At 35.0% G+C, this 22,682-nt stretch carries 28 protein-coding genes; 13 read left to right on the forward strand and 15 right to left on the reverse strand.

Annotated features, from left to right (window positions below):
• Positions 1 to 2: 2 nt before the first annotated feature.
• Positions 3 to 1,433, reverse strand: coding sequence for a CCA tRNA nucleotidyltransferase (locus LY01_RS12055; RefSeq protein WP_104516111.1), 1,431 nt, complete (start codon positions 1,431 to 1,433; stop codon positions 3 to 5).
• A 2-nt stretch (positions 1,434 to 1,435) separates the two neighbouring features.
• Entirely contained in the window at positions 1,436 to 2,083 is a 648-nt protein-coding gene (locus LY01_RS12060) for an L-threonylcarbamoyladenylate synthase (RefSeq protein WP_245890715.1), read from the reverse strand.
• A 115-nt stretch (positions 2,084 to 2,198) separates the two neighbouring features.
• On the opposite strand from LY01_RS12060, the gene LY01_RS12065 reads away from it, so the two are divergent.
• Positions 2,199 to 3,131, forward strand: coding sequence for a glycosyltransferase (locus LY01_RS12065; protein ID WP_104516113.1), 933 nt, complete (start codon positions 2,199 to 2,201; stop codon positions 3,129 to 3,131).
• A gap of 4 nt (positions 3,132 to 3,135) precedes the next feature.
• Here the strand turns inward: LY01_RS12065 and LY01_RS12070 are convergent, their stop codons facing one another.
• Positions 3,136 to 3,927, reverse strand: coding sequence for a glycosyltransferase family 2 protein (locus LY01_RS12070; RefSeq protein WP_104516114.1), 792 nt, complete (start codon positions 3,925 to 3,927; stop codon positions 3,136 to 3,138).
• Between the two features lie 97 nt (positions 3,928 to 4,024).
• On the opposite strand from LY01_RS12070, the gene LY01_RS12075 reads away from it, so the two are divergent.
• Positions 4,025 to 4,783 carry a lipopolysaccharide kinase InaA family protein gene (locus tag LY01_RS12075; RefSeq protein WP_104516179.1) on the forward strand — a complete coding sequence of 253 codons (759 nt, stop codon included), beginning with the start codon at positions 4,025 to 4,027 and terminating at the stop codon, positions 4,781 to 4,783.
• Complete coding sequence (locus LY01_RS12080; protein ID WP_245890716.1) at positions 4,780 to 5,619, forward strand: glycosyltransferase family A protein; 840 nt, start codon at positions 4,780 to 4,782, stop codon at positions 5,617 to 5,619. Before LY01_RS12075 ends, LY01_RS12080 begins: the two co-directional genes overlap by 4 nt.
• On the opposite strand, the gene LY01_RS12085 is transcribed toward LY01_RS12080, so the two are convergent.
• Positions 5,616 to 6,380: a glycosyltransferase family 2 protein gene (locus LY01_RS12085; protein ID WP_104516116.1), complete on the reverse strand. Its 765-nt coding sequence runs from the start codon at positions 6,378 to 6,380 to the stop codon at positions 5,616 to 5,618. The genes LY01_RS12080 and LY01_RS12085 overlap by 4 nt on opposite strands.
• 114 nt (positions 6,381 to 6,494) lie before the next feature.
• Between LY01_RS12085 and LY01_RS12090 the strand changes: the two genes are divergently transcribed.
• A complete protein-coding gene (locus LY01_RS12090) occupies positions 6,495 to 7,325 on the forward strand; it encodes a glycosyltransferase (RefSeq protein ID WP_104516117.1) in 831 nt (276 codons plus the stop codon).
• A 20-nt stretch (positions 7,326 to 7,345) separates the two neighbouring features.
• Here LY01_RS12090 and LY01_RS12095 read toward each other — a convergent pair whose 3' ends face one another.
• Together LY01_RS12095 and LY01_RS12100 are read right to left on the reverse strand one after the other, a co-directional pair.
• Positions 7,346 to 8,410 carry a glycosyltransferase family 9 protein gene (locus tag LY01_RS12095; protein ID WP_245890718.1) on the reverse strand — a complete coding sequence of 355 codons (1,065 nt, stop codon included), beginning with the start codon at positions 8,408 to 8,410 and terminating at the stop codon, positions 7,346 to 7,348.
• Positions 8,410 to 9,225 carry a 2,3,4,5-tetrahydropyridine-2,6-dicarboxylate N-succinyltransferase gene (locus LY01_RS12100; protein WP_104516119.1) on the reverse strand — a complete coding sequence of 272 codons (816 nt, stop codon included), beginning with the start codon at positions 9,223 to 9,225 and terminating at the stop codon, positions 8,410 to 8,412. Before LY01_RS12100 ends, LY01_RS12095 begins: the two co-directional genes overlap by 1 nt.
• 103 nt (positions 9,226 to 9,328) lie before the next feature.
• Between LY01_RS12100 and ruvX the strand changes: the two genes are divergently transcribed.
• The 3 genes from ruvX (at position 9,329) to LY01_RS12115 (ending at position 10,885) form a co-directional block, all read left to right on the forward strand.
• Positions 9,329 to 9,748, forward strand: coding sequence for a Holliday junction resolvase RuvX (gene ruvX, locus LY01_RS12105; protein WP_104516180.1), 420 nt, complete (start codon positions 9,329 to 9,331; stop codon positions 9,746 to 9,748).
• A 54-nt stretch (positions 9,749 to 9,802) separates the two neighbouring features.
• A complete protein-coding gene (def, locus tag LY01_RS12110; protein ID WP_104516120.1) occupies positions 9,803 to 10,393 on the forward strand; it encodes a peptide deformylase in 591 nt (196 codons plus the stop codon).
• Between the two features lie 96 nt (positions 10,394 to 10,489).
• Complete coding sequence (locus LY01_RS12115; protein WP_104516121.1) at positions 10,490 to 10,885, forward strand: DUF5606 family protein; 396 nt, start codon at positions 10,490 to 10,492, stop codon at positions 10,883 to 10,885.
• A 76-nt stretch (positions 10,886 to 10,961) separates the two neighbouring features.
• Here the strand turns inward: LY01_RS12115 and LY01_RS12120 are convergent, their stop codons facing one another.
• From LY01_RS12120 to rlmD, 4 genes are read right to left on the reverse strand one after another with little or no spacing between them, the layout of a single operon-like run.
• Positions 10,962 to 11,675 (reverse strand): DUF6048 family protein, encoded by a 714-nt coding sequence (locus LY01_RS12120; RefSeq protein WP_245890720.1) that lies wholly within the window; start codon positions 11,673 to 11,675, stop codon positions 10,962 to 10,964.
• Positions 11,638 to 12,153, reverse strand: coding sequence for a DUF6452 family protein (locus LY01_RS12125; protein WP_104516123.1), 516 nt, complete (start codon positions 12,151 to 12,153; stop codon positions 11,638 to 11,640). The genes LY01_RS12120 and LY01_RS12125 overlap by 38 nt, the downstream gene beginning before the upstream one ends.
• A gap of 4 nt (positions 12,154 to 12,157) precedes the next feature.
• Complete coding sequence (locus tag LY01_RS12130) at positions 12,158 to 12,694, reverse strand: TlpA family protein disulfide reductase (RefSeq protein ID WP_104516124.1); 537 nt, start codon at positions 12,692 to 12,694, stop codon at positions 12,158 to 12,160.
• A gap of 12 nt (positions 12,695 to 12,706) precedes the next feature.
• Positions 12,707 to 14,125 carry a 23S rRNA (uracil(1939)-C(5))-methyltransferase RlmD gene (rlmD, locus tag LY01_RS12135; RefSeq protein ID WP_104516125.1) on the reverse strand — a complete coding sequence of 473 codons (1,419 nt, stop codon included), beginning with the start codon at positions 14,123 to 14,125 and terminating at the stop codon, positions 12,707 to 12,709.
• A 157-nt stretch (positions 14,126 to 14,282) separates the two neighbouring features.
• Between rlmD and rocD the strand changes: the two genes are divergently transcribed.
• From rocD to LY01_RS12150, 3 genes are all read left to right on the forward strand, one after another.
• On the forward strand, positions 14,283 to 15,560 hold the full coding sequence (gene rocD / locus LY01_RS12140) for an ornithine--oxo-acid transaminase (RefSeq protein ID WP_104516126.1): 1,278 nt from the start codon (positions 14,283 to 14,285) through the stop codon (positions 15,558 to 15,560).
• An 81-nt stretch (positions 15,561 to 15,641) separates the two neighbouring features.
• A complete protein-coding gene (locus tag LY01_RS12145; protein WP_104516127.1) occupies positions 15,642 to 15,941 on the forward strand; it encodes a CD225/dispanin family protein in 300 nt (99 codons plus the stop codon).
• Between the two features lie 3 nt (positions 15,942 to 15,944).
• Positions 15,945 to 16,322: a DUF2752 domain-containing protein gene (locus LY01_RS12150; RefSeq protein ID WP_104516128.1), complete on the forward strand. Its 378-nt coding sequence runs from the start codon at positions 15,945 to 15,947 to the stop codon at positions 16,320 to 16,322.
• A gap of 88 nt (positions 16,323 to 16,410) precedes the next feature.
• On the opposite strand, the gene LY01_RS12155 is transcribed toward LY01_RS12150, so the two are convergent.
• The 3 genes from LY01_RS12155 to LY01_RS12165 form a co-directional block, all read right to left on the reverse strand.
• Positions 16,411 to 16,773, reverse strand: coding sequence for a CCC motif membrane protein (locus LY01_RS12155; protein ID WP_104516129.1), 363 nt, complete (start codon positions 16,771 to 16,773; stop codon positions 16,411 to 16,413).
• A gap of 61 nt (positions 16,774 to 16,834) precedes the next feature.
• On the reverse strand, positions 16,835 to 17,131 hold the full coding sequence (locus tag LY01_RS12160) for a DUF2752 domain-containing protein (RefSeq protein ID WP_104516130.1): 297 nt from the start codon (positions 17,129 to 17,131) through the stop codon (positions 16,835 to 16,837).
• A gap of 1 nt (position 17,132) precedes the next feature.
• Positions 17,133 to 19,130 carry a T9SS type A sorting domain-containing protein gene (locus LY01_RS12165; protein ID WP_104516131.1) on the reverse strand — a complete coding sequence of 666 codons (1,998 nt, stop codon included), beginning with the start codon at positions 19,128 to 19,130 and terminating at the stop codon, positions 17,133 to 17,135.
• 105 nt (positions 19,131 to 19,235) lie between these two features.
• Between LY01_RS12165 and LY01_RS12170 the strand changes: the two genes are divergently transcribed.
• Both LY01_RS12170 and LY01_RS12175 read left to right on the forward strand, forming a co-directional pair.
• Entirely contained in the window at positions 19,236 to 19,445 is a 210-nt protein-coding gene (locus LY01_RS12170) for a hypothetical protein (protein ID WP_104516132.1), read from the forward strand.
• 3 nt (positions 19,446 to 19,448) lie between these two features.
• Positions 19,449 to 19,979 carry a Smr/MutS family protein gene (locus LY01_RS12175; RefSeq protein ID WP_104516133.1) on the forward strand — a complete coding sequence of 177 codons (531 nt, stop codon included), beginning with the start codon at positions 19,449 to 19,451 and terminating at the stop codon, positions 19,977 to 19,979.
• On the opposite strand, the gene LY01_RS12180 is transcribed toward LY01_RS12175, so the two are convergent.
• Positions 19,948 to 20,937, reverse strand: coding sequence for a hypothetical protein (locus LY01_RS12180; protein WP_104516134.1), 990 nt, complete (start codon positions 20,935 to 20,937; stop codon positions 19,948 to 19,950). The genes LY01_RS12175 and LY01_RS12180 overlap by 32 nt on opposite strands.
• Before the next feature lie 73 nt (positions 20,938 to 21,010).
• Here LY01_RS12180 and LY01_RS12185 point away from each other — a divergent pair, with 73 nt between their 5' ends.
• A complete protein-coding gene (locus LY01_RS12185) occupies positions 21,011 to 22,168 on the forward strand; it encodes a cysteine desulfurase family protein (RefSeq protein ID WP_104516135.1) in 1,158 nt (385 codons plus the stop codon).
• 24 nt (positions 22,169 to 22,192) lie between these two features.
• Here LY01_RS12185 and LY01_RS12190 read toward each other — a convergent pair whose 3' ends face one another.
• Positions 22,193 to 22,681: an FEKKY domain-containing protein gene (locus tag LY01_RS12190; protein WP_104516136.1), complete on the reverse strand. Its 489-nt coding sequence runs from the start codon at positions 22,679 to 22,681 to the stop codon at positions 22,193 to 22,195.
• Between the last annotated feature and the right edge of the window lies 1 nt (position 22,682).

Raw genomic sequence — 22,682 nt, forward strand, 5'->3', positions numbered from 1 at the left:
ATTTATTTTTTAAGTGTTAAACCCAGGCTTTTTCCTTTTTCGAGCATAAATTGATATGCTGCATCGTGCTCGTTAGGAATCACGCCATCGAGGATAGAGTCTTTAATAGCGGTTTTAATGATTCCTATTTCTTTACAAGGTTTCAGGTCAAAGGCTAGCATGATTTCTTCTCCAGTAACTGGTGGTTGAAAATTGCGTACATGATCGCGTTCTTCTACCTCGACTATTTTATCGCGCACCTGTTGAAAGTTTGCGTGATACTGTTTAAAACGCCTAGGATTTTTAGTGGTAATATCTGCCTCACATAGAATCATTAAATCTTCTATATGCTCGCCAGCATCGTGTACTAGTCTTCTCACAGCGCTGTCTGTAGCGCTCTCGTCAATAACGGCTATAGGTCGGGAGGACATGCGCACCATTTGCTGCACAAATTTCATCTTATCATTTAACGGCATTTTTAATCTTTTGAAAAGATGGAAAACCATTTTTGCTCCCTTGAACTCGTGTCCATGAAAAGTCCAACCTACCTTTTTACTAAATCTCTTGGTAGGTGCTTTACCTATGTCATGAAGTAGTGCTGCCCAGCGCAACCACAGGTCTTCTGTATTGCGTGATATGTTATCTACTACTTCTAGTGTGTGATAGAAGTTGTCTTTGTGTTTTTGTCCTTCTACTTCTTCAATACCTTTTAAGGCAGTGAGTTCTGGCATTATTAATCTAAGCAAGCCAGTCTTTTGAAGTAATAGAAAACCTAATGATGGTTCTTTACACAACATGATTTTGTTAATCTCTGTAACGATACGCTCTTTTGATATAATTTCAATTCTATGTGCATTGCGTTTTATACTTTCAAAAGATTTAGATTCTATCCTAAAACCTAATTGAGATGCAAATCTAATAGCGCGTAGCATTCTTAATGGGTCATCACTATAAGTAATGTCAGGATCTAATGGTGTGCGTATAATCTTATTCTCTAGATCATTGATGCCATTAAAAGGATCTAATAAAGCGCCGTAGTTTTTTCTATTAAGAGAAAAAGCCATTGCGTTAATGGTAAAATCACGACGGTTTTGATCATCTTCTAGGGTGCCATCTTCTACAACAGGATTGCGACTGCCTCGATCATAACTTTCTTTTCTTGCACCTACAAATTCTAATTCTAGATCGTCTGTTTTAACCATGGCGGTGCCGTAGTTTTTAAAGACACTTACTTTGGTGCTGTGTGGTAATAGTTCTTCTACTTTGCGAGCTAGTGTAATACCGCTTCCTACGGCTACTACATCTATGTCTTTTTTCTGACTGCGTTTAAGGAAGAAATCTCTTACATATCCACCTATTACATATGCTGGTAATTCTAGTTCTTCTGCTGCCTGACTTAAAGTTCTAAAAACGTTTTCTTGAATGGCTTCAGGGTAATGTGTTTTTTGATCCATTCTTACTCGCGTATAATTTTAATAACTCCATTACTAGAGATCTTCATAATAGAAGATGGTTTGATATTTTTATGAACAAGAGGTAAGTCCATTACATGGTCTACTCTTGCAATTAAATCTGGATGAATATCTGTAAAGTTAACTGGAGAAGGTGAGCCACTTAAGTTTGCACTGGTAGAAACGATAGGTTTGCGTAATTTCTTAATGATAGACCTACACAATGGATCGTTAGTAACTCTTACGGCTAGTGTGTTGTCTTGAGCTACTACGTTTTCTGCTACGTTTTTAGGCCTGTCGAATACGATAGTAAGAGGCTTTTTATTCACCTTAAGAACCTCCCAAGCCATATCAGGTACATCTTCAATAATAGATTCTAACATTTGAAAGCTATCTACTAGAACTAGTAAAGATTTAGATTTATCACGTTCTTTAATTTCAAATATTTTTTCTACTGCGTCATAATTACTAGCGTCACAGCCCAAACCATAAATGGTGTCTGTTGGGTAAATAAGAGTCTGACCTTTTTTAAGAGCCGTTACAGCTAGGTTAATAGCCTCACGAGGTAATTCTACCTCTATTTGCTTATCCTTACTAGGTTTACGACCTCTTACTTGGTCTCTTCTATTTCTACTTCTATCACTTCTTCCCATGGTTTGCAAAATTAAGTTTTCTAGCTGTATTAGTAGCTTTTTTATGTCAACTTCATTCTATTGTTTCTTGTTAAACTATGATCGGTTAACTTTGAAAGCTAAATCTTAAAGATCAATGCTAGATATAAGCTGTGTTTATGTAAACTACAATAGCGCGTCATACACGTTAAATGCCATAAAATCGTTGCTTGAAAAAACGACTGACACGGTTACTTATGAAATTGTGGTCGTGGATAATGGATCTAAATATGAGGATTATGAAATACTTAAAAATTCTCTAGATTTATCAAAGTCTGATAAGATACGGTTATATCGCAGTAGGGTTAATACAGGTTTCGGTGCAGGGAATATGTTAGGAGTTAACTTTGCCGCACCATCTAAGTATTATGCATTCATAAATAATGATACTCTTTTTACTCAAGAGAATACATTACATGATTTAAAAGCATTTATGGATAGTACTCCAGATGCTGGTATATGTGGTCCTCAAATGATGAGTGAACATGGTGACAGGATATCGTCATTAGACCATCTTGCTACACCTGCTAGACAGCTATTAAAAAGAGATTTTTTAGAATGGATTAATGTTACTAAATATCCGAAACGTAAAAAAACATATACAGAGCCTGTGGCCTGTGGTTATGTGCCAGGTAGTTTTATGTTTGTAAAAGCCAGTTCTTTTGATACAGTGGGAGGTTTTGATACAGCTTTGTTTCTTTATTATGAAGAAAGCGATTTATCTACAAGATTATTGAAAAGACTAGGAGAGAAGACATATCATTATCCTAACCAGCAATACATTCATTATCAGGGTAAGTCTACGGAGAAGAATGTCAACATAAAAATAGAGCAAAAACTGTCGCTACTTTATTTGACTAAAAAACACCATGGTCGTTTAGCTTATTGTTTACTGCTTAATTTTTACACGATTAAGTTTTTCCTAGGTGGGATTTTTAGTGCCAAAAAAAGAAAAATGTTCATCGCATTATTTAAAGGAGGTTCTCTAGATCAATCTTTGCGATGCAAACAAGTTGTTCAAAAAAGGTAAAGGTTTAAAGATATTGATCGACACCTTTCTGGGCATAAGTATTTCCAGAGTTTTCCATTTGTTTTTCTATTTCTAGATTTAAATGGACCTGGCTTTTATCTTGCTCTTTGTGATATACGTGATATACGATACCTTTATGTTTGATACGTTTACCTAAAACACCATTGTTAATCATGCGTTGTATAAGTTCACTGTCGTCGATTCCCCAGCCTACTAGTTCTTCATTAAAACCATTTACAGCTATAAAGTCTTTGCGCCAAAAGGACATGTTGCAACCTCTTAATTTTTTAGATCTTTTAGTTTCTTTCTTTGCGCTATTTGCTAGTAAAGGAATGCGCAATGTTCTATTGCGTTTTTTGATGCCTTTTGAGAAGTAATTAAAATCTATTTGTTTGTTTTTAAATAACTTTTCTAAATGGCTTTCCTGAATATTTACACGACTACCGAATAGGTAAACACCTTCTTCAGCCATAGAAAGGTGGTCTTTTACAAAGTCTTTATGTAAAATAATATCTCCATCTATCTCTAGAATGTAATCATAAGTAGCTCTGGCAATAGCCTTATTCATGATAGCAGGCTTTTGATTTCCGTGATCTTCATGCCAGACATGGATAAGCGGTACGGGAAAATCTTTTTGATATTTTTCAATAAGCTCGCGTGTAGCTACTGTAGAGCCATCGTCTGCAATAATGACCTCGTTAGGTAACATACTTTGTCTTTTAACACTCAATAGTAGTAATTCTAGCGCATGTGGCCAGTTATACGTAGGAGTAACAAGAGAACATTTTAAAGACATAGAGATAAATAAAGTTGTACACTGCAATATTAAGTAATTCTATTCATTTGATAGTTTTTTCCGTTTCTTTGCGGTCTGTAAATAGATGGAAAATAAAATGAGTAGAGAAAAATTTGTTAGTGGCACGCTTTCGCGAAAGCGGTTTCAAGAAATACTCGATCTATTTCATCAATCTACTCAACAGTTAGGAGATGATCGTAATAAGATTAAAATAGTCACGTACCAAGGTGAGAAACTGGTAGTAAAGTCTTTTAGAACGCCTAATTTTATTAATAAAATAGCGTATCGATTTTTTAGAAAATCTAAGGCCGCTAGATCTTATTACAATGCACAGTATCTAGAACAACACGGTATAGGTACTCCATCGCCTATTGCTTTTCTAGAACAATTAACAGCTCTAGGACTGCATGAAAGTTATTATGTAAGCGCCTATGCAAATCATGATTTTACCTATCGCGAGATTATAAATGATGATCAATTACAGGATAAAGAGAATATCTTAAAGCAATTTTCAAAATTCATGTACGACATGCATGAAGCCGGTATTTATTTTTTAGATCACTCTCCAGGAAATACTTTAATAAAAAAAGAAGGAGATAATTATACGTTTTCTTTGGTAGATTTGAATAGGATGAAGTTTTATGATATCCCATATGAGGATAGATTAAAAAACTTTGAACGTTTATCTCCTAAAAAAGAGATGTATGAAGTCATGGGAGCAGAGTACGCTTTACTTTCTAAGCAAGATCCACAGACTACTATAGAAACTATGTGGAAGTATACACAGCAGTTTCAAGAAGCATTTCACAGAAAGAAACGCATGAAGAAGAAAATTAAAGGTATTTTTAAATCATGAAGTTATCTGAAATTCCTAAGTCCATAAGCACGAGTCTAAAGATGGTGCTGATACCGAGGTCTAGGCTAGCCACTAATCCAGAAAAGAGAATACCTGTGATAGTGTCTTTAACTTCTATACCGACTAGATTGAGAACATTGCACATTACTATACGCAGTATGATGCAACAAGAGTATTTGCCAGAGAAGATTATTTTATGGCTCAAAGAAGACCTTAAAAATCAAATACCTAAAAGGCTTGCAAAATTAGAAGGAGATCTTTTTGAGATACGATATTCTGCTTATGGTTTTTCTCATAGAAAATTGATTCATAGCATAGAGGCATTTCCAGATAAGGCTATAATCACTTGTGATGATGATGTTATTTATCAACCAAATACACTTAAGCTTATTTTTGAAGAACATCTTAAATTTCCAGACCAAGTTATAGGAAACAGGTGTCGTAAAATGACTTATTTAGATGGTCATGTAAATTCTTATAGTAAATGGCCTTTTGTAGTAGATCCACCAGCACAGAGTCCTCATAATATGCCAGTAGGTGCTTTTTGTGTTTTATATCCTGCAGGTAGCTTGCATAAGGATGTTCAAAATGTTGAACTTTTTACAAAATTAGCTCCTAAGGCAGATGATCTTTGGTTTAAAGCAATGGCTATTTTAAATGGGACAACCTCATTACAAAACAACTCTAGGCCAGAAGTTCCTATTCCTATTTTAGGTACTCAGTTTGTAGCATTGAAAAAAGTGAATAAAGGACAAGATTTTAATCGAGTACAATGGGAGCAAATTTGCGTCCATTATCAGTTATCTGAAAGTAAGATAGAAAAATTACTAGCTTAATTTATACCCCTACGCAGTAGCCATAGTTTTACATATCTCATAAAGATTCCATAACTTCTTAGGTATGCAATGGTAAAACCTACAAATCCATCTAGAAAACCTAGTTGAATGATGTAGTGTTTAAAAAATCCCCAAAATGGTTTAACCACCACATGGAACAAGGTGATCTTGCCTACTTTTTTATCAAAATCTCTTGCTTGTAAACTAGCATAACGCTGTAGTTTATTTACATGGTGATCTATGTTTACATATTTATAATGCAAGAGCTTGTTGTCTAGCCAGCCTAGAGATCCATTTGTTTCTATTTCAGAATGTACGTGTTTATCAACGTATTTACATTTAGATTTTTGAAAAAGGCGTATTACTTTATCGTTTTTCCAGCCGCTGTAACGTACCTGTTTACCCATAAAGAAATTGCGTCTACCCATCCAGTAGCCTGTGTGACCGTTAGTCTCTAGATTAGGTAAAAGGTTAATGATTTCTTCTTTTAAGGCAGGTGTGACCCTTTCGTCTGCATCTACAAGTAAAATCCACTCGTTAGTTGCTTGCGGTATGGCCCAGTTCTTTTGAGAAGCACTGTGAATATATTCCCTAGAAAGTAATTTATCAAAATAGGGCTGTGCCAGTTCTACAGTATTATCAGTACTGTTACTGTCTACTAATATGACTTCGTTACAAAAACTTACACTTTTAAGCACTTCAACAATGTTGTGGGCTTCGTTATAAGCAGGTATTATGGCTGTTATTGGATATTTTGGCATGTGGTGACTAATCTACAAGATAAAAATCAAACAGTAGCAAAAATAACTTTGTTATCTTAATAACCCATCTTATATGATTAAATTTGTAAAAAATCAGAATACTATTTTCATTTTATGATTAAAGATCCATCTATATCGGTAATAATAAGTACATATAACTCTATTCCATGGTTAGAAAAAACCTTGTGGAGTTATGAGCATCAAATATTTAGGCAGTTTGAAATAGTTATTGCAGACGATGGGTCAAATGATGAGACTAAAGAATTTATAAAAAAATACAGTGAGAAAAGCTCTAAGAAAATCATACATGTATGGCATGAAGATAATGGTTTTCAAAAAAGTATGATTTTAAATAAAGCTTTATCTGCCTGTAATGCAGAGTATGTAGTAATGTCTGACGGTGATTGTATCGCGAGAGAAGATTTTTTACAGATTCATTACGAGCGTCGTGAGCATGGTTATTTTCTTTCTGGCGGTTATTATAAATTGCCATTAGAACTTTCTCAAAATATTACAGAAGAAGATATCGCTACTCAACGATGCTTTAATGCAAACTGGTTAAGAAGTAATGGATTACCTGCATCTTATAAGAACCAAAAACTAACATCAGGATTTGTTACCGCAAAGATTATGGAAAACCTAACACCGACTAATGCTAGTTGGAATGGGCATAATTCTAGTGGCTGGCTGGTAGATCTTAAAAAAGTAAATGGATTTGATGAGCGCATGCAATATGGTGGTCAGGATAGAGAATTGGGTGAGCGATTATTCAATTTAGGTATCAAATCAAAGCAAATACGTTATAGTGCCATCTGTTTACACTTAGATCACGCTCGTGGTTATAAGAACCAAGAATCTATTGATAAAAACAAAGCAATAAGAAAAGCTACAAGAGGCGAGAAAAAGGATTATACGCCTTATGGAATTGTGAAGGAAAGTAAGTAGTTTTTAAAAACTATTATTAATTAATAATTCTCTCTAACAAATTTTGCTAGATCGGGAAACATCAACTCGGCATCAAATTGCTGGTATAATTCCATGGCTCTAGACTTCATGTTCTTAGGAGAGGAGTCTTTATATAGTTCTGGTAAATAATCTTGTAAATGTACAGAGATGTGTTTTTTACCATCTTCACTAACATTCCATGATGCTTTATTAATCCATGGGCTGAATATAGCAAACGTGGGTATATCTAGTGCTTTACCCATATTAATAGCACCACCTTCATTACCTATTATACTTGTGCAGTGCGACAGTACTTTTAGAAAATCTCTAATACTAGGTGCAAATGCATCTATAAAGATGTGTTTTTGAGTAGTGATGGAGCAGGCATTATATATAGCTAGCGCATCCTTTTTCTGACTAGGTATGTAATTAAAAAGTAATTGTGAGCCAGTCTGGTTTACAAAATTATCGAGCACCTTTGCCATGGAGGTAAATGGTAAAGTCTTATTTGCACTACTTCCTAAAACACTCACCATAGTAAGTGGTTTTTTAAGATCTATTCCAGACTCTAAAAGCCATTGTTCACCTTCTTTTTTCTCAGCTGGTGTGAGGTATATCTTAGGTTTTAAATGCCATTGCACATCGCTAGTTATAGGTGTGGTAAGCAACATGCGGCTGCCTAGTGCGATACCAGTTTTATAAATAGAGGTGTCTGGATTATTTTTTACGGCATCTGTATAAGCTAGTCTAGAGAACCACTTTTTATAGCCTATTCTTTGTTTTGCTCTAGATAAAAGAGATAGCACAGCGCTATTATTTTTTCCATAAGCATCTATGAGAAGGTCGTATTTTTTGTGTTTCAGCTTTCGCGAAAGCGAGATTATAAAACTCATTTTCTCAAAATCTGACTTGGTTACTTTTATCAAATTATCAATAGCTGGGTGATGTGCCACTAGAGCATCGGCATGTGCGATGATGAGGTAATCGATTTGAGCATCAGGATACGTGATCTTGAGCTGTTGTGCGATAATGGTACTGGTAAGTACATCACCTAGCATTTGATATTGAATGAGTAATATATGCACTAAACGGCTACATTATATTCACGTAAAGCATCATTTAATGAGGTCTTTTTGTTAGTGCTTTCTTTACGTCTACCTATGATTAAAGCACAAGGTACTTGAAACTCACCTGCAGCAAATTTTTTAGTATAACTACCAGGTATCACAACAGAACGTGCAGGTACACGACCTTTCATCTCTACAGGCTCATCACCAGTAACGTCTATTATTTTAGTACTCATAGTAAGAACAACATTTGCACCTAGAACAGCTTCTTTTTCTACGTGTACGCCTTCTACAACTATACAACGAGAGCCTATAAATGCACCGTCTTCTATAATTACTGGAGCTGCTTGTAGAGGTTCTAAAACACCACCTATTCCTACACCACCACTTAAGTGTACATTTTTACCTATTTGAGCACAACTACCTACGGTAGCCCATGTATCTACCATAGTGCCTTCTTCTACATGCGCACCTATGTTTACATAAGATGGCATGAGGATAACACCCTTAGAAATGTAAGCTCCATGTCTAGCTACTGCATTAGGTACAACGCGTATTCCTTTTTCTGCATAGCCTGTTTTAAGAGGTATTTTATCATGATATTCAAATGGTGCACATTCTATAGTTTCCATTTTTTGAATAGGAAAGTAAAGTACAACGGCTTTTTTAACCCATTCATTTACTTGCCATCCATCTTCTGTAGGCTCTGCAACACGTAATGTACCGCGATCTAGCATGTCTACAACTTCTCTTATAGCGCTTTTAGTTACTTTGTTTTCTAAAAGGGAACGATCTTCCCACGCATTTTCTATAACATTTCTCAATTGATCCATGGTGTTCTTTTTTTTACAAATATAATAGCTAGCTCTTTGAATTGATACTTTGCAGGTAGCATATTAGGGCATCCTTATGGATTTGGTTATTTTTGCAATATATATGGCAAGATTACTAGCAATAGATTACGGTAAAAAAAGAACTGGAATAGCGGTGACAGATCCTATGCAAATTATTGCATCTGGCCTTACCACGGTTGCTACACGTGATTTAACCTCTTTTTTGCAAGAATACCTTAAAAAGGAAGATGTAGAAACTATAGTTTTAGGTGAACCTAAACAAATGGATTATACAGATAGTGAGTTAGGGCCATGGTTGAGAAAGTACACAGTTCAATTACAAGAACTGTTTCCTGATGTAAAAATAGAGCGTGAAGACGAGCGTTTCACTTCAAAAATGGCACATGCAGCTATGCTTAGTGGTGGGCTTAAAAAGAAACAACGCCAAAATAAGGCGTTAGTGGATGAGATAGCAGCCACGATCATATTGCAAAGTTATATGGACAGAAATCGTCCGTTTTAAATAATTAGTTTTTTAATTTTATGATTGAAAAGCATTAACAATTAATCATTTATTATGATTTTACCAGTAGTCGCTTATGGCGATCCAGTTTTAAGAAAGAAGGCAGTAGATATTACATCAGAACATCCTCAAATAAAGGAGATTCTAGACAATATGTGGGAAACTATGTATAACGCGAGTGGAGTAGGTCTTGCTGCGCCACAAGTAGGAATGCCTATTAGACTTTTTCTAGTAGATACGACTCCGTTTTCTGAAGACCCAGATCTCAGTCCAGAAGAAGCAAAGGAATTAAATGGGTTTAAAAAGACATTTATAAATGCTGAAATCCTTGAGGAAAATGGTGAAGAATGGGCTTTTAATGAAGGTTGTTTAAGTATACCTAACGTTAGGGAAGATGTTTTCCGTCAGGAAGAGATCGTTATACGTTATCTAGACGAAAACTTTAAAGAACACACAGAAACTTATAACGGACTAATAGCTCGTGTTATACAACATGAGTATGATCACATAGAAGGTGTTTTATTTACAGATAAAATTTCAAGTCTTAAAAAGAGATTGATAAAAGGTAAATTATCTAACATCTCAAAAGGAAAAACTAATGTAGATTATAGAATGCGCTTTCCTGAAGTTAAGGGAAGAAGGTAGTTCTAGACAGATTTCACAAAGAAATGTTGAAATCTTAAAGTAATAGTTAAGGTAAAGTGTAATTATATATATTTGCCACCGTTAAAAAAGAAAAATATGAATTTAGATAATATACTTTCCATAACAGGTAAGCCAGGTTTATACCAATTAAAGAGTAAAGCAAAAAGTGGTTTTGTAGTTGAGTCTTTGTTAGATAACAAAACTTCTATAGTTGGAATTAGTCATAATGTAAGTGTTCTTAAGGACATCTCTATTTATACGTATTCTCAAGAAATGCCTTTAAAAGAGGTGTTTAAAAAGATAGCGACAAAGGAGTCTAATGGTCCTGCAATTAATCACAAGGGAAGTAAGAAAGAACTAGAAAGTTATTTTAATGAGGTACTGCCTGATTATGATGAAGATCGCGTTTATGCAAGTGATATTAAAAAAGTATTACAGTGGTATAACTTACTACAAGGTAATGACTTGTTAGGTTCTCTAGAAGAAGAGTAAACTTAAAGTTATCATATAAAAAGAAAAGCCTTTCCATAATAGGAAAGGCTTTTTTTTATGTCTTTGAAAATGTGATTTACTTTTTGAAAAATGGAATTCTGTACATGATTCCATAAGAATAACCTACACCTATATTTCCAGTGTCAAAAGTTCTACCATATCCTGGGACATAGAGATTATCAAAATTATCAGGTGTTTTTTCTGATACCTGACGCTTTAATTGAAAGTTTGCTGTCATGTATAGGTTGTTCAACACTTCAACTTTTAAACCTAGTTGTATTTCTAGCCAGATCATATTCAGACCTGTAAATTCTCGATCTACAGCGTTAGTGAAAACAGGAAAGTAGTTGTTATCTATATTATAATCATATCGGTTTAAGGTTTGTGACATGGTGGCATATCCTATTCTCGCACCACCATAAATCATGTTATCCATGTCCAGCCAGTTTTGATAGAAATTATAATCTACACCTGCTTTTATGAATGACCCTGATGTTTCATAATCTACGCTTTCGCTTATTCTGTCTAGAGATTCATTACCTAGCTCTCCAGCAATATAAAGTCTGTCGCTTAGTCGGTAATCTGCTAGGACTTGGAAACCGGTGTACTCATCGTCAAGTGCGGTTCTTATTAAACTAGCAAGATCTAGACCAGCACGCAACCCATAAGATTTTTTATAAACGATGCTGTCTTTTTCTATCTCGTTTTCGCCTTGAGCGTTACTAGTAAAAAAAGTAAGTATGGCTAGTATGCTAATGAAGTATTTGAACATGTATGTCTTCTGTATCATTAGTTATATTATTTTCTACAATTACGGTCCTGTTGATCCATTGCGTGCCGGTAGTCTCTGGAGTAAGAATAGCAACTAGGTTGTCATAAATGATTCTAAAACCACAAGCTCTACTCACATACTCTTCTTCTAGTATGTAATTAAAATCTATGTTATCAGAATTTATAGTGCCGTCTTCAGTTAAGATAAAGTCATAACTAGTTCTATTACCATCAGTACGTAAAGGTATAGAAATGGTTTCTACGTCTGTAAGAGTGGTAGAATCATTGCTATCTAGTGGTGCAAGCTCTGTACTGCCTATTTCTTGTACTTGAATTTGATCTACCGCTTTAAGATTAAGAGGGTTAAGTACGTCTCTAAATTCAATTACTAGCCTAGGAGTAACTGCCTGGTCTGTTGTGCATAAATCATCTTTTTCACAGCCATTAAATAAAATGACTGCGAGTAGGACTAAAAGAATGCTGAAAAATCTTTTCATAGAACTATGGAGTGCTATTAGTCATATCAACAACTTCATCATTGATCAACTTTGTTAAAATGTCTGACGTAGGTCCGTGACTAGGTCTGTGTATATAGTCAGATAGTACCTGATTTCCTTTTTTATCATAGATCGTATAAGTCGGGAAACCTATTAAGTTTAATTGCTGTTGTACAATAGAAGCTTGCTGGTCTGTAAGGAAATAATGTTTTCCTTTTATATTATACTCTTCTATAGAAGGTAAATAGGTAGCTTCTTTACTTGCGTGGCATAGGTAGATAAATTCTACATCTTCTTTAAATTTTTCATGTAAAGCAGGTGATGCTTCTTTAAACTCTGCTTTGCAAGGCGCGCACCAGGTTGCCCAGTTGTCTATGTAGATAACCTTGCCGTCTGCATTGGCTACAATTTCATCAATAAATGTAGATGCGTCGTCATTAGAAAAGGTGAGTATTTCTATGTCGTTAGATACTTCAACTTGCTCTTTTTTACAGGCGACTGTAATAAAGAGCAAGATTATTATTGTGAAAATGTTTTTCATAATTTGATTTTTCTAGCTTTTAAGTTCTAGTAAAACTACGTTTTCTACGTGGTGCGTCTGTGGGAACATATCTACAGGTTGTACCTTTACTATAGAGTATTTCTCATCTAGTAACGCAAGATCACGTGCTTGTGTTGCACTGTTGCAGCTTACATATACAATGCGTTGTGCACTTAGTTTAATAAGTTGTGCTACCACATCTTTGTGCATACCATCTCTAGGTGGGTCTGTAATAACTATATCTGGCTGTCCGTGCTCGTCGATAAATTCTTGAGTAAAGACATCTTTCATATCTCCGGCAAAGAATGTTGTATTTTCTATACCGTTGTGTAGAGCATTTGTTTTTGCATCTTCTATAGCAACAGGTATAGCTTCTATACCTACCACGTGTTTTGCTTTTTTAGCAACAAATTGCGCGATGGTTCCTGTTCCTGTATAAAGGTCATAAACCAGTTCTTCTCCAGATAATCCTGCAAAATCTCTAGTTATTTTATACAGCTCATAAGCCTGCTTGCTATTAGTTTGATAAAAAGATTTTGCATTAATTTTAAACTGCAAACCTTCCATTTCTTCAAAAATATGATCGCGGCCGTTATAGCATATCACATCTTGATCATAAATCGTGTCGTTTGCTTTTTCATTTATAATGTATTGCAATGAGGTGATTTGTGGGAAGTTTTCCTTTAAATGATCTAATAAAGCAATTCTCTGTGCTTCATTATCTTCAAAAAATTGAATTACTACCATGTTCTCACCGGTAGAAGACATGCGTAACATTAATGTTCTTAATGTTCCTGTTTTTTCTCTTGGGTTAAAGTAGGATATGTTTTCCGCTTTCGCGAAAGCGTGCACACTCAACCTAATATCTTCTCCTATTTGAGGATGTAGATGGCACTCGTCTAGGTGTAAAATCTTATCCCACATTCCAGGGATATGAAAACCTAGCGCTTTTTTATCTTCTATTTCTACATCACTCTGAATTTCTTCTAGTGTCAACCATCGGTTTGCAGAAAAGCTGAATTCCATCTTATTGCGATAGTGGTATTGCTCAGAAGATCCTGCGATAGGAGTCATTTCTGGAAGGTCTAGGTGGCCTATTCTTCTCAGGTTCTCTGCAACTTCTTTTTGCTTAAAAAACAACTGACTTTCATATGTCATGTGTTGCCATTTACAACCACCACAGGTGTTGAAATGTTTACAAACAGGCTGCGCGCGTCTGTCACTTAATTCAATAAATTCTGTAACGCGACCTTCGTAAAAAGATTTCTTTTTCTTAAAAGTCTGGATGTTTACCACATCACCTGGTACAGCGTCTGTTAGGAAAATTACTTCTCCTTCTTCTGTTTTTGCTACACTTTTACCTCTTGCACCTGCATCTACCACTGGTACATTTTCAAAGGTCTTTTGAGCTCTTCTTCTTCGTTTTGACATAGGCGGTAAAATTAACGTAATTCCTTGTTTTTATAGAATCTTTAGGCATTTATGTTAGTGGTAGATTCTTGCGAAATTGATAAATTCTTAGATGTTTTAATTTTAATTCTGTAATCGAAATGATTAAATTGCGGCAAACGATAAAAATAGCACTGCAATGAGCATGAATAAAGAAAGTAAAGCACAACATTTTATAGATCTAGAAGATAAACATGGAGCGCATAATTACCATCCCTTACCTGTAGTATTAGAAAAGGGAGAAGGTGTTTATGTATGGGACGTGGATGGAAAGCGATACTATGATTTTTTAAGTGCTTATAGTGCGGTGAATCAGGGACACTGTCACCCTGCGATCGTAAATGCTATGAATGAGCAGGCGCAAACTTTAACGCTTACATCAAGAGCATTTCATAATGATAAATTAGGTCAGTATGAAAAATACATGACAGAGTATTTTAAGTTTGACAAGGTGTTGCCTATGAATACTGGTGCTGAGGCGGTAGAGACTGCTATAAAAATAGCACGTAAGTGGGCTTATGAGAAAAAAGGAGTAGAGGAGCATGCTGCAAAAATTATAGTATGTGAAAATAATTTTCACGGTCGTACGACTACAATTATCTCTTTTTCTAATGACGAAGATGCTCGTAAGAACTTTGGACCTTATACACCTGGATTTATAAAAATACCTTACAATGATACTGCGGCTCTAGAAAAAGCACTGCAAGAAGAAAATGTAGCTGGTTTTCTAGTAGAGCCTATACAAGGTGAGGCTGGGGTTTTTACTCCTAATGATGATTTCATGAGAGCATCTCGCGAGCTTTGTAATAAATATAATGCTTTATTTATAGCAGATGAGATACAGACCGGTATCGCAAGAACTGGTGGTTTACTGGCGGTATGTGGTGACTGTAGTTGTGATGCGCATTGTGAGCGTCAGGAGGCAACTTATGCACGTCCTGATATGTTGATATTAGGTAAGGCATTATCTGGTGGTGCTTACCCTGTAAGTGCAGTACTTGCAGATAATGAAGTGATGAATGTTATTAAGCCTGGTCAACATGGTTCTACCTTTGGTGGTAATCCAGTTGCAGCAGCAGTAGCAATGGCTGCTCTAGAAGTGGTTAAGGATGAAAAGTTAATTCAAAATGCTCGTGCATTAGGTAGCTATTTCAGAGCTGAGATTAATAAATATATTGCGACTACAGACACGGTAACTCTAGTAAGAGGTAAAGGTCTTTTAAATGCTATTGTTATTAATGATACAGAAGATAGTAAGACGGCATGGAATATATGTTTGAGATTAAGAGATAATGGATTGCTAGCAAAACCTACTCATGGAAATATTATTAGATTTGCGCCACCACTTGTAATGACTAAAGAACAGTTAGATGAGTGTATTGCAATTATTATTAATACTTTAAAAGAATTTGAATAGAATTATAAAAGTTAAGTCCGTTAGTTTTTTAGGATCTTAGTGAATTTAATTTATATTTGATTTTTTTAAACCAACTTAATTATGCAAAACGAATTCAATCAAGGGCAAGGACAAGGTCAAAGACCAGTAGGTCCACCACCTAAAACATATTTAGCAGAATCAATTATAGTAACTATTATCTGTTGCTGGCCTCTTGGTATCCCTGCGATTGTTAATGCTGCCAAAGTAGACCGTCTATATCAACAAGGTCTTCATGCAGACGCTCAAAGAGCTTCTGAAAAAGCAAAACAATGGTGTATTTATAGTGCGATAGGAGCAGCAGTATTTATTGTTTTATACTTTCTTTTTGTCTTTCTGATAGTAGGACTTGAAAACTTTTAATTAGTGTTAAAAATTTATAGAGTTTTATTTATAATCATAGGAGCCACTTTAATAGGTGGCTTTTTTTATTTGTATCTTTCTTATAATCCATTAGAAAGTAATTTATTTCCCAAGTGTCCTAGTAAGTATGTTACAGGATATGACTGTCCAGGCTGTGGTTCCCAGAGGGCTTTTCATTCTGTGTTAAATGGAGAGTGGAGAAAGGCATTTGATTATAATGCGTTGTTGTTTTTGTTAATCCCATACGGATTATTGGTTGGGATATTTGAATGGTTCCCATCTTTGAGAGGCCATTCTTTTAGGAGAATACTAATTAATATGTATACCATTTTAACGGTATTTTCTATAGTTGTCGTTTTCACAATCGTACGTAATCTATAGAATTCTAAAACTATATCATATCTACATTTTAAACAAAAAAAAAGGGAAAGCGTTAGCTTTCCCTTTTTTTTTGTTTAAAATGTATTTTTTAGATACATCCAGCTTCTTCCATAGCTTCATAAATAGGAGCTAGTTGTTCTTCTGTAACACCTGGTTGGTCTCCAAATGTATCTAAATACCATGTGTAGAATTCGCATTGGTTAAAATAGAACCACGCCATTAGAGCAAGTCCTATTAGTGAGATAACTAGAGAGATGATAGCCACGGTTTTAGCAGTTTTCATAGCTTTACCATTCACAAACTGTTCTGGATTTGCATTGTATTTATTCAATTCTTTGCTAGCTACCACTATAGCTATTATTGCTGCAATGGTACCTACACCGTAAAAACAGCAGCATAAAAATCCTATTACTGATAGAATATAAACTAGAGTTGTATTTAATTTTTGCATAATTTGGTTGATTTGATATATAAAGTTAGTTGATTATTTAATCACAATGTTACAATATTTTTTAATGAATTGCCATTTTGATAAAATAACTAGTGAGAATGGTACCTATAGTAAGTATGGTAGCCCATAGTTTAATTTGCTCTCCGTGTTTTACATTCTTAAACCAATCAAAGATGAGAAAGAAGAATAAAAACATGCCTGGGTAAAGGCCTGGGTACATTAAAAAGGAATCTACGATGTCACCTTTGAGTAAAAAAGAAATGGACCGCTGGATTCCACATCCAGGACAGTCCATTCCTGTTAATTGTTTACTCATACATGGTAGCATCCAGCTATCGTCTATGAGAAATGATTTCATATTAATTTGAGATACTCACCTTAACAGCTACTTCTTTATTGTTAACAGTAGTCACCTTTGCGATGTAAATAGCGCTAGAAAGTGATGCTGTTTCAAAACTGTAACTACCTTCTGTAGATGATGGCTTGTTAGAGAAGATTTGCCTTCCTGCAAGATCATATAAGGAAATGTTTGCTACATCTTCTAAGTTAGGATTAAGTATCGTTAATTCTTTCTTTCCGTTGTTTTGGAAAATATCAAAATTAGTTTCTTCTACAAGTTCATTACTCAATGTACCAGAAGTGTTTTTAAATGTTACTTCAAAACGATCTGTATAGTGACCTGGAGCAATTAATAAAGTCTTGTTTCCTGCTTTTAAATCGTGATAAACTCCTGTTGTTTTATCATGAAGATAAACCTCGTTAGGATCAAAGTTAATCAAGAATGCTAATTCAAATTCTACGTCGATAGGAGCAGTAAAAGAACTCGCAACTTCTACACCTATAGGAATAGCCATATTCTCATCAAACGCTTGAGAAGAAAGACCGTATTCACCTGCAGTACCTATTTTGATATAAGCATCTGTAGCAACTCTACCAGATATAGGAGATTCCCATGCATAATCATATGCTTGTGATGTACTGTCGTCGAAAGCAAAGTTAAGAGGTCTAGCATAAAGTCCGTTAGGCACAACATTTATAATCATCTTAGGTATTTGTCTAGCAGCAACACTACTTAATGGATTACCATTAACTGGAGCAGCTTTAAATACAGATGTATTACCATCTTCTTTTTGAAAAACTCTCATTGCATTAGTGAAAATTATCTCTTCACCTGTTTGGCCACCTGGTAGTGTTACTCCACCGGTAATAAATTCAGTTGCCTCTTGTTCAAAAGCTGTTGCAGAAAAAGTAACATCTGTATTAGTTCTAGAAATAAAGAAACCTTGACCTATTGCAGCATATCTTCTTCTTCCATCTATTCCTGATCCTGTGTTAGATGCATTAGTACCTGGAGGAGTTGCAAGTCCTAGTGTACTTGAAGCTGTACTGGTCATGATGTTACCATCATTATCTGTTCTTCTAAAGATAGGTTCTAGATAAGTACCGCTATTATCATAGCCGTTTTCAGATCCAGGATCAAATCCCATAGGCACGTATCTTGCATAACCACCTAGGTAAGAAGTAAGTTGGTGAGAAGTCTCTACTTGAGATTCCCAAAACTCTACCCATGGATCCATTTTTACATCACTACCACTTGTATGTTCAGCATTAACTTGTATAAATCTTTTTAAATCTAGTGCACTTGGATAAGGGTTACCGGCAAGAGTTGCGTTATCATTTCCTACAGCTATAGTAATAGTACCGTTGTTAGGTCTTCCTCTAAAATCATAACGTTGTCCACCATTATAGTTAGCAGATCCTCCAGCGATTTCATTAACACCTTTCATAGTAAAACCTTGACCAGCTGGTGTGTTTTGTGCACCATTAAAAATAGACCATCCTGCATATCCTGTTGCAGGGTTACCACCGCTTTCATAAGTGTATAACCATCTACCAGCTATTTTTAATGGGCTACCATCTATAGTAGCATCATCAGACTCTCCATCTCTAACATTAAAGGCTAGTATTTGTGAATCTTCTGCAGTAATAGTAAAGTCGGTGTTAGTTCCTGCAGCTGTAGTAGGGTATTTGATTTGTGTGTTTAAAAAACCAGTGTTACCAGTTCCAGTAGTTTCATCACTTACTGGAGAAGACCAGTAGTTATAACTATAACTATTAGTTGTTCCTTCTTGAAATACAGAAATGATTCCAGCACCTTCGTTAGGTACATCGGCATCTTGTATTAACTGAGCTTCTTCTCTTAGGTAAAATTTAGAATCAGTATCTAGATTGATTTTATTTTTCACAAAGATGTTTGTTCCCTTTGAGTAAATAAAATTATCACCCTTAATCCATACTTGTGCGGTTGCCATTTGAAAGGCAAAACCCACTAGTAATAAGCTTATAATGTTTTTCATAATAATGCTGCTTTAACAATACAAAAATATAATTTATCTCCTTAATGCTAGTGCCTTTTAAATAAGTTTATAAATTTGTTATAACAATTAGACTAAATAGAAAAAATGCCGATTAAAAACACCTTTTTACAGTTAATCAACGGTTTTGTGATATTTATAGGTGCAATTTTATTGCTCTATACCTTTATAAATGAGGACGCAAACATATTATTTAAGGTTTTTGGAGTGATTCTAATCATGTTCGGCGCATATCGTGCGAGTACACATTGGGTTGCTCATAAAGATGATCATTTATCTGAAGAAGAAGAAGAATAGTCCATGAATCAGTTTCAAAAAGGAGATCGAGTACTGGTTCTGGACGATGAATTTGGTGGTGTGGTAGCTTTCGCGAAAGCGGAACAAGTAACCATCTTAACTGACGATGATATAGAAATTACTTATAATTCTAGTGAGTTGATTTTAGACAGGTCATTCAAAGTTTCAAATTTTACTCTTAAAGAAGAACCTGCTCCTAAGAAATCTAAAGTTAGACAGGTTTCTAGAAAAAAAGCAGCTTTTATTCCTGCGGTAGAAATAGATCTACACGTACATCAATTAGTAAAGTCAGAACGTGGCATGGATGCTTATGATAAGCTTAATCTACAAGTAGATACGGCGAGGCACAAGATAGAATGGGCTATTCAAAATCGTGTGCCTAAATTAGTTTTTATACATGGTGTGGGGCAAGGAGTACTTAAAGAAGAACTCAATTATCTTTTTCAACGATACAGTCAGATCAAATTTTATGATGCTGATTATCAAAAATATGGAAAAGGCGCTACTGAAATATACATACACCAGAACCCATAGTACCTGGAAATGCTGGCGTACAGGTTAATATAATACCGTCTTTTATATAATTACCAAAGTCATAATCATCTTCAATTATTTCTACATTACCGTTAGTTAAGGTAAGACCTGCTATGGTGATGTGCAATTGTGTGATGCGTTCTATAGTATGTGGGATGTATTCTTCTATTAATGGACTAGCCTCTGCTGGTGTGCTAGAGAATACTAAGTAATTAGGTACTGTGGCACCTATGGCAAAATCATCTGTTGGGTCTAGATTACCATCTATACTTTCGTTTCTTGTGAGAACTCCATCGCCATCGTCGTCTTCCTCTAAGTAATCTAATTTGTCATCACCATCGGTGTCTCGACTATTTGCTATGTCTATCGTCCCGTCACTATTAAAAGCGACACCTTCTTGACTAGTAGGTACATTATCACCGTCATCATCTATATCCATGAAGTCAGGTATGCCGTCCTCATCGGTATCTTCACTGGCAAGAAAATCAATATTTCCATTAAGGTCGTACTCAATTCCTTCATCTTCAGATAGGATTCCATCATTATCATCATCACTACGTGTAGATGTTTCTATGGTAATGTCTCCACCTATGGCATTAAATACCTCAGTTACTGTAGGTGTGCTAGGCGGTATGCTGTTGCAGTAATAATCATTACCTGGCGCAGCATTGAATTTACGGTATTCAAATATGGTCGTACTAGTAGTTGAGATGTTATAAGGACCGTAAATAGCATTTGTATTTAAAATGTCATCACTAGTTAAAATTTGTAAAACGAGGCTTTCAAAATTTGTGTCTTCATTTTTATAAAAAACAAAATTATTTATACTACCAGAAGAAACTGTTGGGTCACAAGCCTCTACACTGGCATCTTCAAAATCAAAGTCGTTAGTAATGATGTCTCCATCGTTACAGCCTAGTAAAACTATAGGAATTATAAGGTATAGTAGTTTTTTCATGTGTACAAAAGTAGTCAATCATATTAAAGCGCTAAAGTGCAAATTTTATTGTAAATAAAATTACTTTTGTGCTATGAGAGAAGTTTATTTAGATAGTGCGGCAACGACACAAATGAGACCAGAAGTTGTTCAAAGAATGACTGAGGTGATGACAGAAGTTCATGGAAACCCTAGTTCTACCCATAGTTTTGGACGTAGTGCAAAGTCCCTTATTGAAAATGCTCGTAAGAATATTGCTGCTCAATTAAATGTTACTGCTGCAGAGATTATTTTTACCTCTGGTGGTACAGAGGCAGATAATCTAGCTATTCATAGTTGTGTGCGTGATCTAGGTGTGGAGCGTATTATAACTACCACTATCGAGCATCATGCGGTTCTTTATATAGTAGATTATTGTAAAGAAAAATATGGTACAGAGGTAGCTCATGTAAAACTTAAAGATTGTGGTACACCTAATTATATAGATTTAGAACAATTGCTAGCATCTAGCGATAAGAAAACGCTAGTTTCATTAATGCACATTAATAATGAGATAGGAAATAAACTAGATATAGATAGAGTAGGAGAGTTGTGTAAAAAACACAATGCGTTGTTTCATAGCGATTGCGTGCAGTCTATAGGTCATTATGAAATGGATTTAAGTAAGTTACCAGTAGATTTTACAGCAGTATCTGCTCATAAATTCCATGGGCCTAAAGGAACTGGATTTGCTTTTATAAGAAAAGGAACAGGTTTAAAACCGCTTATTTTAGGTGGTTCTCAAGAACGAGGTATAAGAGCAGGTACAGAAAGTGTGCATAATATAGTAGGTATGGATCTGGCTTTAAAAATGGCCTATGACAATCTTGAAGAAGATCGTGCTTATGTTTTAGATCTTAAGAATTACTTTCAAGAACAGTTAGAAAAACACGTTCCTGGTGTTAAGTTTAACGGTAATTGTGGAGATCATAAAGAGAGCACGTATACTTTATTAAACGTGTGTTTACCATGCCCTGCTGATAAAGCTGCAATGCTTTTATTTACTATGGATCTAAAAGGTATTGCTTGTTCTAAAGGAAGTGCCTGCCAGAGTGGTTCTCAAAAAGGGTCTCACGTATTAACTAGTGTTCTTTCAGAAGAAGATTTGAATAAGCCGAGTCTACGTTTCAGCTTCTCTATTTATAATACAAAAGAAGAACTGGATTATGTAGTAGGAATATTGAAAGAATATATGGAAGGTATTGTTGCTTAGGTCGAATTTTAAGAATTAAAAAATCTATTTGTCTCGTTTTAATGTAGTATCAGACTTAAGTGTAGTTTGAAGGTTTTCTTTCCAGTTTTTGAAACCTGCTATATCTTCTCTTATTTCTGTAATCCATTTTGTTCCATACAGCTTTAGCATGTGATCAAACATTACATTGTTGTAAGCTAGGATGACTTTAAATTCTGGAGGAGTACATCCATATTCGTAAAAAGATAAGTTATATTTCTTCTCAAAATCAGTATCTGAACTTATAGATACTGGAGCAATTCCGCTAGCTAATAATAGGGTTGTGTTGTTAGATTTTATATCGTTAATGGCTTGTTCTTGAGCTTTTTTTGGATTCTTTATGAATTCTTCATAAATATGATTGCTTACAATTTTTAATGGGGTGTGTTTTTCTGTCTTAGAGATTGTTTGGGCGTGTAAAGCAAATGAAAAGAAACATAATGATAAAACTAGTTTTGTCGAGATATTTTTCAAATATGTTTTTATATTAATCATT

The organism is Nonlabens xylanidelens, from assembly GCF_002934445.1.
GTDB lineage: Bacteria > Bacteroidota > Bacteroidia > Flavobacteriales > Flavobacteriaceae > Nonlabens > Nonlabens xylanidelens.

Bases quoted from the DNA above. Each gene is read 5' to 3' on its own strand.
- LY01_RS12055 (WP_104516111.1), bottom strand. From the start codon at position 1,433: ATGGATCAAAAAACACATTACCCTGAAGCCATTCAAGAAAACGTTTTT.
- LY01_RS12060 (WP_245890715.1), bottom strand. From the start codon at position 2,083: ATGGGAAGAAGTGATAGAAGTAGAAATAGAAGAGACCAAGTAAGAGGT.
- LY01_RS12065 (WP_104516113.1), top strand. From the start codon at position 2,199: ATGCTAGATATAAGCTGTGTTTATGTAAACTACAATAGCGCGTCATAC.
- LY01_RS12070 (WP_104516114.1), bottom strand. From the start codon at position 3,927: ATGTCTTTAAAATGTTCTCTTGTTACTCCTACGTATAACTGGCCACAT.
- LY01_RS12075 (WP_104516179.1), top strand. From the start codon at position 4,025: ATGAGTAGAGAAAAATTTGTTAGTGGCACGCTTTCGCGAAAGCGGTTT.
- LY01_RS12080 (WP_245890716.1), top strand. From the start codon at position 4,780: ATGAAGTTATCTGAAATTCCTAAGTCCATAAGCACGAGTCTAAAGATG.
- LY01_RS12085 (WP_104516116.1), bottom strand. From the start codon at position 6,380: ATGCCAAAATATCCAATAACAGCCATAATACCTGCTTATAACGAAGCC.
- LY01_RS12090 (WP_104516117.1), top strand. From the start codon at position 6,495: ATGATTAAAGATCCATCTATATCGGTAATAATAAGTACATATAACTCT.
- LY01_RS12100 (WP_104516119.1), bottom strand. From the start codon at position 9,225: ATGGATCAATTGAGAAATGTTATAGAAAATGCGTGGGAAGATCGTTCC.
- ruvX (WP_104516180.1), top strand. From the start codon at position 9,329: ATGGCAAGATTACTAGCAATAGATTACGGTAAAAAAAGAACTGGAATA.
- def (WP_104516120.1), top strand. From the start codon at position 9,803: ATGATTTTACCAGTAGTCGCTTATGGCGATCCAGTTTTAAGAAAGAAG.
- LY01_RS12115 (WP_104516121.1), top strand. From the start codon at position 10,490: ATGAATTTAGATAATATACTTTCCATAACAGGTAAGCCAGGTTTATAC.
- LY01_RS12120 (WP_245890720.1), bottom strand. From the start codon at position 11,675: ATGATACAGAAGACATACATGTTCAAATACTTCATTAGCATACTAGCC.
- LY01_RS12125 (WP_104516123.1), bottom strand. From the start codon at position 12,153: ATGAAAAGATTTTTCAGCATTCTTTTAGTCCTACTCGCAGTCATTTTA.
- LY01_RS12130 (WP_104516124.1), bottom strand. From the start codon at position 12,694: ATGAAAAACATTTTCACAATAATAATCTTGCTCTTTATTACAGTCGCC.
- rlmD (WP_104516125.1), bottom strand. From the start codon at position 14,125: ATGTCAAAACGAAGAAGAAGAGCTCAAAAGACCTTTGAAAATGTACCA.
- rocD (WP_104516126.1), top strand. From the start codon at position 14,283: ATGAGCATGAATAAAGAAAGTAAAGCACAACATTTTATAGATCTAGAA.
- LY01_RS12145 (WP_104516127.1), top strand. From the start codon at position 15,642: ATGCAAAACGAATTCAATCAAGGGCAAGGACAAGGTCAAAGACCAGTA.
- LY01_RS12155 (WP_104516129.1), bottom strand. From the start codon at position 16,773: ATGCAAAAATTAAATACAACTCTAGTTTATATTCTATCAGTAATAGGA.
- LY01_RS12160 (WP_104516130.1), bottom strand. From the start codon at position 17,131: ATGAAATCATTTCTCATAGACGATAGCTGGATGCTACCATGTATGAGT.
- LY01_RS12165 (WP_104516131.1), bottom strand. From the start codon at position 19,130: ATGAAAAACATTATAAGCTTATTACTAGTGGGTTTTGCCTTTCAAATG.
- LY01_RS12170 (WP_104516132.1), top strand. From the start codon at position 19,236: ATGCCGATTAAAAACACCTTTTTACAGTTAATCAACGGTTTTGTGATA.
- LY01_RS12175 (WP_104516133.1), top strand. From the start codon at position 19,449: ATGAATCAGTTTCAAAAAGGAGATCGAGTACTGGTTCTGGACGATGAA.
- LY01_RS12180 (WP_104516134.1), bottom strand. From the start codon at position 20,937: ATGAAAAAACTACTATACCTTATAATTCCTATAGTTTTACTAGGCTGT.
- LY01_RS12185 (WP_104516135.1), top strand. From the start codon at position 21,011: ATGAGAGAAGTTTATTTAGATAGTGCGGCAACGACACAAATGAGACCA.
- LY01_RS12190 (WP_104516136.1), bottom strand. From the start codon at position 22,681: ATGATTAATATAAAAACATATTTGAAAAATATCTCGACAAAACTAGTT.